Annotated in this window: 7 protein-coding genes, 2 tRNA genes and 1 pseudogene; 4 read left to right on the top strand and 6 right to left on the bottom strand. The window is 72.4% G+C overall.

Annotated elements, in window-relative coordinates:
• Positions 1-132: 132 nt before the first annotated feature.
• Complete coding sequence (locus QUE38_RS00445) at positions 133-1,089, top strand: L-lactate dehydrogenase (protein WP_286309611.1); 957 nt, start codon at positions 133-135, stop codon at positions 1,087-1,089.
• A gap of 47 nt (positions 1,090-1,136) precedes the next feature.
• Here the strand turns inward: QUE38_RS00445 and pflA are convergent, their stop codons facing one another.
• The 3 genes from pflA to QUE38_RS00430 all read right to left on the bottom strand — a co-directional run bounded on the left by pflA (position 1,137) and on the right by QUE38_RS00430 (position 5,160).
• Positions 1,137-1,943, bottom strand: a complete 807-nt coding sequence (pflA, locus tag QUE38_RS00440) for a pyruvate formate-lyase-activating protein (RefSeq protein ID WP_286309610.1) — start codon at positions 1,941-1,943, stop codon at positions 1,137-1,139.
• A gap of 11 nt (positions 1,944-1,954) precedes the next feature.
• Positions 1,955-4,240 (bottom strand): formate C-acetyltransferase, encoded by a 2,286-nt coding sequence (gene pflB / locus QUE38_RS00435; RefSeq protein ID WP_286309609.1) that lies wholly within the window; start codon positions 4,238-4,240, stop codon positions 1,955-1,957.
• Positions 4,241-4,401: 161 nt separating this feature from the next.
• On the bottom strand, positions 4,402-5,160 hold the full coding sequence (locus tag QUE38_RS00430) for an alpha/beta fold hydrolase (protein ID WP_286309608.1): 759 nt from the start codon (positions 5,158-5,160) through the stop codon (positions 4,402-4,404).
• Positions 5,161-5,423: 263 nt separating this feature from the next.
• Between QUE38_RS00430 and QUE38_RS00425 the strand changes: the two genes are divergently transcribed.
• Complete coding sequence (locus tag QUE38_RS00425) at positions 5,424-5,819, top strand: rhodanese-like domain-containing protein (protein WP_286309606.1); 396 nt, start codon at positions 5,424-5,426, stop codon at positions 5,817-5,819.
• A gap of 323 nt (positions 5,820-6,142) precedes the next feature.
• Here QUE38_RS00425 and QUE38_RS00420 read toward each other — a convergent pair.
• From QUE38_RS00420 to QUE38_RS00410, 3 genes and pseudogenes are all read right to left on the bottom strand, one after another.
• Positions 6,143-6,481: pseudogene (locus QUE38_RS00420) on the bottom strand (DUF2637 domain-containing protein); the annotation flags it as partial.
• A 115-nt stretch (positions 6,482-6,596) separates the two neighbouring features.
• Positions 6,597-6,670: transfer RNA gene (locus QUE38_RS00415), tRNA-Gly, on the bottom strand.
• A gap of 80 nt (positions 6,671-6,750) precedes the next feature.
• Positions 6,751-10,398 carry an SCO7613 C-terminal domain-containing membrane protein gene (locus QUE38_RS00410; protein WP_286309605.1) on the bottom strand — a complete coding sequence of 1,216 codons (3,648 nt, stop codon included), beginning with the start codon at positions 10,396-10,398 and terminating at the stop codon, positions 6,751-6,753.
• A 205-nt stretch (positions 10,399-10,603) separates the two neighbouring features.
• On the opposite strand from QUE38_RS00410, the gene QUE38_RS00405 reads away from it, so the two are divergent.
• Positions 10,604-10,678: transfer RNA gene (locus QUE38_RS00405), tRNA-Pro, on the top strand.
• 49 nt (positions 10,679-10,727) lie between these two features.
• Positions 10,728-12,158 carry a trigger factor gene (gene tig / locus QUE38_RS00400; RefSeq protein WP_286309604.1) on the top strand — a complete coding sequence of 477 codons (1,431 nt, stop codon included), beginning with the start codon at positions 10,728-10,730 and terminating at the stop codon, positions 12,156-12,158.
• Position 12,159: the final 1 nt, after the last annotated feature.

The following is a 12,159-nucleotide window of genomic DNA, read 5'->3' as shown; positions in this document are numbered from 1 at the left end:
CCACCTTCCCTGGATACGTCGTCTGTCGCCACGGTACGCCGATCGACCGCGAATTCAAGGAAGGTTCGGCTGGCCTCACCGGGCATCGGCGCGGGCCTGTTGCGCGAGCGCATCGGCGACCATGATGGAGGCATGGCCGTCATCGAGAACTCCAAGCTCACCGTCATCGGCGCAGGCGCGGTCGGCGCCTCCGTCGCACTCTCCGCCCTCGTCCGCGGCAGCGCCCGCGAGGTCGCCCTCTACGACATCGACCGCAAGAAGGCCGAGGCCGAGGTGCTCGACCTCGCGCACGGCACGCTGTTCGCCGGCTCGTCGAGCATCCAGGGCGGCGACGACCTCGACGTCGTGACCGGGTCGAACATGGTGATCATCACCGCGGGCGCGAAGCAGAAGCCGGGGCAGACGCGCCTCGACCTCGCCGGGGCGAACATCAACATCATGAAGAGCCTCATGCCGCAGCTGCTCGATCGGGCGCCCGACGCGGTCTACATGCTCGTGACGAACCCCTGCGACGTGCTCACCGTCGCCGCGCAGAAGATCACCGGTCTGCCGAGCTCTCGCGTGTTCTCGTCCGGCACGGTGCTCGACTCGTCGCGCCTGCGCTGGCTGATCGCGCAGCGGGCGGACGTCGCCAGCTCGAGCGTGCACGCCATGATCGTCGGCGAGCACGGCGACTCCGAGTTCCCGCTCTGGTCGCACGCGACCATCGGCCCCGTGCCGATCCGCGAGTGGGCGGACGCGCAGTCGGCCGTGAAGCCCGAGCTCGGCGACTTCGACGCGATCGCCGACGAGGTGCGCACGGCCGCCTACCAGATCATCGAGGGCAAGGGCGCGACCAACCACGCCATCGGCCTCTCCGCGGCCCGCATCGCCGAGGCCGTGCTGAAGGACCAGCGCGCCGTGCTGCCCGTGTCGAGCGTGCTCGACGACTACCTGGGCGAGTCGGGCGTGGCCCTCTCGGTGCCGTCGATCGTCGACTCCTCCGGTGTCGCCGACGTGCTCCGCATCCCGTTCGACGACGATGAGGCGGCGAAGTTCGCCGCCTCGGCCAAGGTCATCCGCGACTCGCTGCAGACGCTCGGGCTCTGACCGGCCCGCCCGGCCGACCACCACGACAGGCCGGTCGGGCCGGCGTCTCAGGCCACCGGCACGCCCGCCCGGCGGAAGCGGTCGCGCACCGCGTCGACCTGCGCCGGCTCTGGTAGGCGCGTGTCGGCGAGCGAGTAGGTCGCGCCGATGCGCTCCCACTTGTCGGCGCCCATCTGGTGGAACGGCAGCACCTCGAGGCGCTCGACGTTCGGCCAGCGCGACACGATGCGGGCGACCGCGTCGACGTTCTCGTCGGCGTCGGTGAGGCCGGGCACGAGCACGAAGCGCACCCACACGCGGGCGCCGCGAGCTGCGAGGCGGTCGCCGAACGCGATCGTCGGCTCGAGGTCGACGCCCGTGACATCGCGGTAGGTCTCGGGCAGCCCCGACTTCACGTCGAGCAGCACGAGGTCGACGTCGTCGAGCATCGCGTCGTCGGCCTTCTGGCCGAGGAAGCCGCTCGTGTCGAGCGCGGTGCGCACGCCCAGTGCGGATGCCTCGTGCAGCACGCGCCGCACGAACGGCGCCTGCATCAGGGGCTCGCCGCCCGACAGCGTGAGTCCGCCGCCCGTCGCGGCGAAGATGTCCCGGTAGCGGGCGATGCGCGTGACGAGCTCGTCGACCGTCGTCGCGGTGCCGTCGCGCAGCCGCCACGTGTCGGGGTTGTGGCAGTACCGGCATCGCAGGGGGCATCCGTTCAGGAACACCGTGAGGCGCGTGCCGGGCCCGTCGACCGCGGTCACGAGCTCCCACGAGTGCACGTTGCCGACCTCGCCGGCGCGCTGGGCGCGGAGGCGCTCGTGGTGCGCGTCCGCGAGCGCCTCGCGGCTGGGGTGGAGGGTGAGTGCGACCATGGCGGTCTCCGTCACACTCCGGCGTGGAAGGTGCGGTCGAGCACGTCCTGCTGCTGCTCGCGCGTGAGGCGCACGAAGTTCACCGCATAGCCCGAGACGCGGATGGTCAGCTGCGGGTAGTCCTCCGGGTGCTCCATGGCGTCGGCGAGCGTCTCGCGCCGCAGCACGTTGACGTTCATGTGGTAGCCGCCGCGCGCGGTGTACGCGTCGAGCAGGCCCACGAGGTTCGACACACGCTCGTCCTCGGTGCGGCCGAGGCCCTGGGGCGCGACCGTCGTGGTGAGCGAGATGCCGTCCTGCGCGTCCTCGAACGGGAGCTTCGCCACCGAGAGGGCGCTGGCGAGCATGCCGTGCGTGTCGCGGCCGTTCATCGGGTTCGCGCCGGGGGCGAACGGTGCGCCGGCGGGACGGCCGTCGGGGGTGCCGCCGGTCGCCTTGCCGTAGACCACGTTCGAGGTGATCGTGAGCACCGACTGCGTGTGGATCGCGTTCCGGTAGGTCGGGTGCTTCCGCACCATCGCCATGAACTCGTGCACCAGCTCGGCCGCGATCTCGTCGGCGCGGTCGTCGTCGTTGCCGTAGGCGGGGTACTCGCCCTCGACCACGTAGTCGACGACCAGGCCGGTGTCGTCGCGCACGGGCCGCACGGTCGCGTACCGGATGGCCGACAGCGAGTCTGCGGCCACGGAGAGCCCGGCGATGCCGCAGGCCATGGTGCGCACCACGTCGCGGTCGTGCAGCGCCATCTCGAGCCGCTCGTACGCGTACTTGTCGTGCATGAAGTGGATCGTGTTGAGCGCGTCGACGTAGGTCTCGGCGAGCCACTCCATGGTGCCGCGGAACGCCTCGCGCACCTCGTCGTAGTCGAGCACGTCGCCGGTCGCGGCGGCCGCGACCGGGGCGACCTGGTGACCGGAGATCTCGTCGCGTCCGCCGTTGATGGCGTAGAGCAGGGTCTTGGCCAGGTTCACGCGTGCGCCGAAGAACTGCATCTGCTTGCCGACCGCCATCGGCGACACGCAGCACGCGATCGCGCTGTCGTCACCGCACGCGCCTCGGATCAGGGCATCCGACTCGTACTGGATCGCGCTCGTGTCGATCGACACCTGCGCGCAGAACCGCTTGAAGCCCTCGGGCAGGTCCGCGCTCCAGAACACGGTGAGGTTCGGCTCGGGTGCCGGTCCGAGGTTGTAGAGCGTCTGCAGCATGCGGAACGCCGTCTTGGTGACGAGCGGCCGGCCGTCGTCGCCGAGGCCGCCGAGCGACTCGGTCACCCAGGTCGGGTCGCCGCTGAACAGCGCGTCGTATTCGGGGGTGCGGAGGAACCGCACGATGCGCAGCTTGATCACGAGGTCGTCGACCAGTTCCTGGGCGAGGGTCTCGTCGATGCGGCCGGCGGCGAGGTCGCGCTCGAGGTACACGTCGAGGAACCCGGTGTTGCGGCCGAACGACATCGCGGCGCCGTTCTGCTCCTTCACCGCGCCGAGGTAGGCGAAGTACAGCCACTGCACGGCCTCCTGCGCGGTCGTGGCGGGGCGGCGGATGTCGCAGCCGTACGACTCTGCCATCGCGACGAGCTCCTGCAGGGCGCGGATCTGCTCGGCGTTCTCCTCGCGGTCGCGGATGACCTCCTCGGTCGAGAACCGCATGTCGAGCTCGGCGCGTTCGGTGCGCTTGGCGGCGATCAGCGCGTCGACGCCGTAGAGGGCGACGCGGCGGTAGTCGCCGATGATGCGCCCGCGGCCGTACGCGTCGGGCAGCCCGGTGATGATGTGGCTGTGGCGGGCGCGCTTCACGCCGGGGGAGTAGGCGTCGAACACGCCCTGGTTGTGCGTCTTGCGGTACTTGGTGAAGGTCTCCTCGACGCGCTCGTCGACGTCGTAGCCGTACGTCTTCAGGGCGCCGGCGACCATCCGCCACCCGCCGTTGGGCATGATCGCGCGCTTCAGCGGGGCATCCGTCTGCAGGCCGACGATGAGCTCGCGGTCGCGGTCGATGTAGCCGGGGGCGTGCGAGGTGATCGTCGAGGGCGTGTGCGGGTCGACGTCGTACACGCCCTCCTCGCGCTCGGCGGGGAACATGGCGGTGAGCGTGTGCCAGACGGCCAGTGTGCGCTCGGTCGGGCCGGCGAGGAAGGTGGCGTCGCCCTCGTAGGGCAGGTAGTTGCGCTGGATGAAGTCGCGGACGTCGATGCCGTCCTGCCAGGGCCCGGGGGCGAAGCCCTCCCAGGCCTTCGGGTGCTCCGCGGCCTCGTTCGTCGTGCCGGTCGTGCTGCGGGTCTGGTCGAGTGTGCTCATGGCGTCCTCCTCGTGGGACTCTCCCTGCGCACCGCCGGGGGTCACCCGCGGTGCCCCATCGCTACCGTGGTCCGACCATTGTGGTCTGACCACACCTTGAGCGTACTCCCACGCGCTGGGAATCGCCAGTGACCCTCCGGGATTCCGCGGTGTGCTGGGGTTCAGTCGCGCTCCAGCGGCACCGGATGCCTCGGGCCGCGGTGGATCTCGTGCACCCGCGCGTGTCCCGGTGAGTCGGGGTCATCGGTGATCGGTCGGTCGTCCATGAAGCAGCGGATCACATGGGCGAGCTCGCCCGGGTGGCTGAAGTTGATCGCGTGCGCGGCGCCCTCGATGGTGACCACGAGTACCGAGTTCTCGGTCTGCCCGGCGACTTCACGCACCCGCTCGGATCCGGGGAGCAGCGGGTCGCGGTCGCCGAGCACCACGAGCGTGGGCAGGTCGAGCGCGAGCAGGCGCTCGAGCGCCGGGTACTCGGTGAGCGCGCGGAACATGCGGAGGGTGCTCGGCACGCCGAAGCGCACGTAGTCGGGCGTGGCGACCGCGGCGAGCCGCACGGGCTCGCGGCCGCCGTCGCGGGCGAGCTGGCCGATGGCGCGCCGGAGCGGCTGGTTGAAGACACCGCCTGCGGGGGAGACGAGCACGGCGCGGTCGACCCGGTCGGGGTGGCGGAACGCGAACTCGCAGATCACGGGGCATCCCATCGAGTTGCCCACCAGGCTCACACGCTCGACACCGCGGTCGTCGAGGAAGCGGGCCGCCGCGTCGGCGAGTTCGGGCACCTCGAGGGGTCTCGAGGGTTGGCCGCTTCGGCCGAAGCCGGGCAGGTCGGGCACGTAGGTGTGGAACTCGTCCGCGAGCACCTCGGCGGTCGGCAGGAGGTACCGGCCCGACATGCCGAAGCCGTGCAGGTGCATCATGACTCGCGCGTCGGGCGGCGAGGGGGACTCGCGGTAGAAGTAGTCGATCTCATCGATCGTCGTCCAGCGTTCGGCGAGTCCGGACGCAGGCCGGCGGGGGCTCCGCCGTCCACGACCGCGCCGTGGCTTCCGACGGCCGTCGCCGGTCGCCGTGGCGGACGGTTCCGAGCGCTCGCTCACGAGGCCGAAGCTACTCCCTCGCCGACGGGCGTCACAAGCGTCGGGCGCGGTGGCGAAATACCCATGGGGTATTATTGACGACTATGAGCACCCCATCCGCTGCCGTCCGTCCGTTCGCCCGCGTCATCGCTCGGCTCGCTGCAGCGTTCGCGACCGTATTCGCACTCGCGGCCTGCACGCCGGCCGAGCCGATCGAGGTCGGAACCGACACGGTCATCGTGGACGTGCGCACGCCCGGCGAGTACGCGGACGGGCACCTCGACGGAGCGTTGAACATCGACGTGCAGTCGGCGACGTTCGACGCCGCGATCGCCGAGCTCGACCCGACGGTGTCCTACGTCGTCTACTGCCGCTCGGGCAACCGCTCCGCGGCCGCCATCGACCGCATGGAGGCAGCCGGCTTCACCGACCTCGTGAACGCGGGCGGCCTGCAGGAGGCGGCCGACGCGACCGGCATCGAAATCGTCACCGGCCCGTAGCCGGGCCATCTCCCGTCAGGCGACCAGCTGCTCGTGGCGTCGGATCCACTCGACGAGCTGCTCCTCGGCACGCCGACCTTCTCGGTGACGCGGTCCATCGGCACGTTGGCTTCGAGGAGGGCGCGGGCCTCGGCGACGACCTGCTCCTCGTCGACCACGACCGGCTCGCGGGCTTCGAGGGCATCGAGTTCGGCGTCGAGGTCCTCGCGGTGCGCGACCGACCTCAGGAGCCCCGCCGCGACCGGCGAGCGGTGCCGCGTGAACACGGTGTGTACGGCGAGGTGCGCCGTGAAGGCGAGTGCGATCGGCGGTACGGCCGAGATCACGACGGCGGGCCAGACGCCCAGCGCGAGCGACGAGGCGGGCAGCGCGAGTACGTGCACCGCGTTGCCCGCGACGGTCGCGACGATGAACACCCAGAACGTCACCCACGTGAGCGCACGCGAGGTGTCCGGCAGGAGCACGGCGATGAGCGTCGCGGCGACGACCGGCAGGTCGACGATGAGCGGGAACACCCACGCGCGCTCGGGCGGGATGCCGCCGGCGGCGACAGCGAGCTCGTAGAGCGCGCCGTACGAGAGGTAGAACGCGCCGACCGCTGCGGCGATGACGAGCAGGACGAGTCCGCCGCGCAGCAGGCGCGACGAGGGGGAGTCGGGCACGGGCTCTCCGTTCGGGTGACGGGTCTGGGGGTCGTGCCGACCATAGGGTCGGCCGCCGACAGCCGCGCCGCCAACGACGAACGCCCGGCCGAATCGCGTTCGGCCGGGCGTGTGATGGAGGGGATGACGGGAATCGAACCCGCGTAATCAGTTTGGAAGACTGAGGCTCTACCATTGAGCTACATCCCCGTGAGCCCGTTCGGGCACTGGAACATGGTAGTACACGGAGGGGCCCCGGCCGTGCATGCGCAGGGCCCGCCGCAGAGCCGTCAGCGGAATGATCCGATGGTCGCGATCACCCGCCGTGCGGTGCGCAGCTGACGCTCGTAGGTCGCCGCGATCACGATGAGCAGCACGCCCGCGATGCCGAGCCACACCCACCACCAGACGGCCTCGTAGAGCGCGGCGATCCACGGCCACAGCTGCGCCAGCGCATGCACCACCAGCACCGTGCCGCCGATGAGGAACGGTGCCTGCAGGCGCCGGAACGCGCCGACGAGCAGCACCGCCAGCGAGACCACGCCGAGCGCTACGACCCGCCAGAGCTCCGATCCGAAGAGATCGGCCGCGAGTGCCGGCAGCAGCAGCACGACGAGGCCCGGCGCGAGGGTGCTCCACGAGGAGCGCGCGGGCGTGCGCACCAGGTCGATCACGCCCGCCCCGAGCAGCGCGACCGCGACGCTCGCCGTCACGGGGTCCGCGGGGCGCACGAGGTCGGCCGCGAGTACGGCGACCGCGACCACGACGAGCACCGCGAGCGTCGACCAGCGCACGACCGGGCCGGCGAACGGACGCCCGGTCGCCCACGCGGCGCCGACGTGCAGCAGCGCCAGCACCGCGAGCACGAGGATCGCGCGCCACTCGTCCACGGAGCCGGCGAGTGCCGCGAGCACCGGCACGGCGGAGACTGCGACGGATGCGGCGATCAGCCACTCGGCCGCTGCCGCAGGTCCCGGTTCGCGCCGCACCCAACCGGTCGCGGCGACGATGCCGGCGACGAGCGCGGCCGTGCCCCACAACTCGGGCGGCAGGAAGGTGCTGTCGGAGCGCGCGGCGGCGATGCCTGCAACGGCGCTCGCGACGGCCGTGCCGGCCCACCCCGTGCTGAACGCGATGGCGACGACGCGGGCTCCGGCGACACGCATCGGCAGCACGAAGCCCGCGACGATGAGCGCGATGCCGGCACCCACGACCGCGAATGCCCGCACCGCGTCGTCCGCCACCGCTGCGGACGGCAGCAGCGCGGTCGCCACGGCCCCGGTCGCGAGCGCGGTGGCCGAACGCTCGGGCGGGGCATCCGGGTGGTGCCGTGCGGTGAGCAGCAGCCAGACGGCGGCGAGCGCGATCGCGGGCGGCAGCGAGTACGCCTCGACCGCATCCGCGCCGAGGGTCGCCGAGCCCGACCACGCCGCCGCGATCGCCACGACCACCGACACCCACGACAGGTGGCGCCACGGACCGGTCACGACGTCGCCGGCCGAGGCCGCCACGAGTACCGGGGTCGGCGCGAGCAGCAGCAGCGGCAGCCACGCGGGCGCGTCGCCGAGCACCACCATCCCGATCGTCGCCGCCGCAGCGAGCGCGACGCCGCCGGCCCAGAACAGGCGCGGGGTGCGCGGCGCCTCCGGCAGCAGGAGCAGCACGCCCGCGGAGATCGTCACGGCGATCGCCGCAGCGGTGCCGGCGAGGTCGTCGCGGCGCAGTCCGTCGCCGAAGAACGCGATCGCCGTGAGGAGCGCGCCGATCGGGGCGGCCAGCGCGAGCGCCACCCGCACGGGGATCGCGCGGCCCGTCCACTGCCACGCGAACGCCGCCACCGTGACGAGCAGCGCCACCGGGCCGCGCGTGAGGTCGTCCCCGGCGAACACCGTCGTCGTCGCGGCGAGGATCGCCGCCGAGGCGAGCGGCACCGAGGCCGCCAGCAGATCGGCCTCCCGCCACGCACGCCAGGTCACGCCGGCCACCAGCAGGCACAGGGCGGACCCCGCCGCACCCCACGCAGCGGCGGCGTCCCACTCCGCCGGAATCGCCGCGCCGAGTTCATCGAGCACGGCCGGGGCACCCGAGAAGATCGCCACGGCGCCCAGCGCGGCGACCACGACGTGCACCGCGTCGGCCGTCGCGACCGCTCCCGACGGCCAGACGACTCGCGAGAGCACGCGGCCGGCCACCGCGAGCACGACCACCGCGGCGACCGTCGCCGAGAAGAGCACGGGGTCGGATGCCACCGTCAGCAGCGCCACGACCACCGCGAGCCCGCCGCCCGTGGCGAGGACGACGCGCACGGTCGTCGAGACGCCGAGCGCAGCGCATACGGCGAGCGCGGCGGCAGCCGCGAGCAGCAGCACGCCGACGCACGCGGCACGGTCGAGGCTCGCCGCGAACGGGAACACCGCGGCCGCGAGCAGCGCCACGGGAACGGCGAGGAAGCGGCGCCCCGCCCGGAGCAGGAAGGTGACGGCCAGCGTGGCCGCTCCCAGGGCGATCGCCGCGGCCGCGCTGGCCAGCGCAACCTCCCGACCCGTTTCCGATGCCGAGAGGAACTCCGACGCGGTGACGCGATCGACCACCGTCAGCACGGCGAACGGCAGCGCGAACACCCCCGCGCCCGCGGCCACGACGAGCGCGGGCACCGCGGCCCACGGCGCCAGCCCCGACACCCGGGGGAGCGGCAGCAATCGCACGGCTGCTGCGCCGACCGCGACCGCCCCGGCCGCAGCGGGTGCGAGCCAGACGGCGGTGGGCTCGGCCACCCGATCGGCGACCTCGAGCGCCGGGCCGAGCGCCGCCGCGATACCGGCCAGCAGCGCGCCCGCCTTCGCAGCCTCCGCGCGCAGACGTTCATCGGGTCGCGCACCGGCGATGAGCGCCCAGGCGGCCCACAGGCCCGCGACCGCCCAGAGCGACCAGAGCACGGGCACCTCGTCCGTCCACGGCGCGGCGGCGAGCCCGAGCAGACCGCCGAGCGTGCCGGCGCCCACCGCGACCGCACGGGAGACGGATGCCGGCAGGAACCATGCGGCCGCACCGACGCCGAGCGCCGCAACGCCGCCTGCCCACGTGGAAATCGCCCCATCGTCCGACACGGTCGACGCGAGCAGGAACGCCGCGGCGGGCACGAGGCCCGCGGCGGTCCAGCCAGGCACCCGCACGCCCGTCACCCGGTGCGCGGCGAGCAGCACGCCCGCGAGCACGAGCAGCGCCACGCCGCTGTAGGCGCGCGCATCCATCAGGTCGGTGCCGAACAGCGCGTTCGCGCGCACGATCCAGACGTCGAGCAGCAGCAGCACGACCGCGACGACCGCGACGCCCTCGGCGGTGCCCGCGAGCTCGCGCCGGCGCAGCAGCCACGCGACGCCGAGCACGAGCACGCTCGCGAGCGCGATGATCACCGAGCGCACCTCGAGCGACGCGACGAGGTAGGCGACGAACAGGAACACCACGGCGGCGACCGACGTCAGGATGACGCCGATCGAGAGCAGCAGCACCTGCACGCCCGACCGCGTGCGGCGCGGCACCGCGGGGGCGGCGACGGGCGTGGGCGCAGGCGGCGGTGCGGCGGCAGCGGGCGGTTGGCCGGAGGCATCCGCTCGCCCTGTCGCCGGGGGAGCATCGACCGGCGCGTGCACCGCCGGCGGAGCAGTGGACGCCACACCAACCGCGACACGCGCGCGCTCCGCCTGCTCGGCACGCAACTCGGCGATGAGTCCCTGCCGCCCCTGCTCGGCCGAGTACACCGCACGCGACGCCTCGAGCAGCTCGCCGGACCGCGGCACCCCGAGCTCGAGCCCGCAGGCGGCGCACGTCGACGACGCCAGTGGCGTGAAGCAGGCAGGGCACCGGGTCGTGTCGACCAGGTGCTCGGGGCTCTCGGGCCATCGGCGGAGACCGGGTCGTGGCGCACGCGCGTCGCTCATGGCTGAATGCTGCCAGAGCACGGATGCCCGAGGGCGGATGCCTCGCTCATCTGGACGACCGCCCATGCGGCCGAGCTGTGCAGGAGCCCGCGCCCGCCCGCCCCGCGCGCCCGCGGACGCGTGCAGTAGACTCGTTCGGGTTGTCTCCGTGCATGGATGCGTTTCGGCGCGCCCGCACGGGAGACGCACGAGTTGAGTGCCGACTCGGGGCGTAGCTCAGCTTGGCTAGAGCGCCCGCTTTGGGAGCGGGAGGTCGCAGGTTCGAATCCTGTCGCCCCGACGAGTCGCTCGACCGTCTCGAACTTCCACGAATTCAGGAGAACCGTTCCATGCCGACCACTTCGGTTGAGAAGCTGAGCCCCACCCGTGCCAAGCTCACCATCACGGTGACGCCGGAGGAGCTCAAGCCCAGCATCACGCACGCCTACGGCCACATCGCCGAGCAGGTCAACATCCCCGGCTTCCGCAAGGGCAAGGTTCCGCCGCCCATCATCGACCAGCGCGTCGGCAAGGGCGCCGTGCTCGAGCACGCCGTGAACGAGGGCCTCGACGGCTTCTACCGCTCCGCGATCGAGGAGCACAAGCTCCGCCCGCTCGGCCGCCCCGAGGCCGACATCGTCGAATGGCCCAGCGACAAGGACTTCTCGGGCGACCTGCTGCTCGCAATCGAGGTCGACGTGCGCCCCGAGATCGAGCTGCCCGAGTACGCCGGCGTCGAGCTGACCGTCGACGCGGTCGAGGTCGGCGACGACGAGGTGGCCGAGGAGCTCGACCGCCTGCGCACCCGCTTCGGCACCCTCATCACGGTCGACCGCCCCGCCACCACCGGTGACTTCGTCACCCTCGACCTGGTCGCCACCATCGACGGCGCCGAGGTCGACACCGCCTCGGGCGTCTCCTACGAGATCGGCTCGGGCGAGCTGCTCGAGGGCATCGACGAGGCGCTCGACTCGCTCACCGCGGGCGAGACCACGACGTTCGAGTCGAAGCTGCTCGGCGGCGACCACCAGGGCGAGACCGCCGAGATCACCGTGAACGTCACCGCCGTGAAGGAGCGCGAGCTCCCCGAGGCCGACGACGACTTCGCGCAGATCGCAAGCGAGTTCGACACCCTCGACGAGCTCAAGGCGAGCCTCGTCGAGCAGGTCTCGAAGTCGAAGGTCTTCGGCCAGGGCACCCAGGCCCGCGACCTGCTCGTCGACAAGCTCCTCGAGCTCGTCGAGGTGCCGGTCGCCGAGTCGGTCATCGAGGACGAGGTGCACCGCCACCTCGAGGGCGAGGGTCGTCTCGAGGACGACGAGCACCGCGCCGAGGTCACCGAGTCGAGCACCAAGGCCTTCAAGACGCAGATCGTGCTCGACGCGATCGCCGAGAAGGAGTCGGTGCAGGTCAGCCAGGAGGAGCTCAGCCAGTACCTCGTGCAGGGCGCCGCGCAGTACGGCATGGACCCGAACGAGTTCGTGCAGGCGCTCAGCTCGAACGGCCAGATCCCGGCCATGGTCGGCGAGGTCGCGCGCAACAAGACGCTCGCGATCGTGCTCGGCAAGGCCGTCGTGAAGGACTCCAATGGTGCCGTCGTCGACCTGAGCGAGTTCACCGCGGTCCCCGGTCAGGACGACGAGGCGGATGCCGCTGAGGGCGACGCCGTCGCCGAGGAGACCGTCGCCGAGGAGCCGGCCGCCGAGGAGGCCCCGGTCGAGGAGGCTCCCAAGAAGAAGGCGCCGGCCCGCAAGAAGGCCGCCGCGAAGGACGCCGAGTAGG

This window comes from Agromyces mangrovi (assembly GCF_030296695.1).
Taxonomy (GTDB): domain Bacteria; phylum Actinomycetota; class Actinomycetes; order Actinomycetales; family Microbacteriaceae; genus Agromyces; species Agromyces mangrovi.
This window is presented reverse-complemented; position numbering and strand designations above follow the sequence as displayed.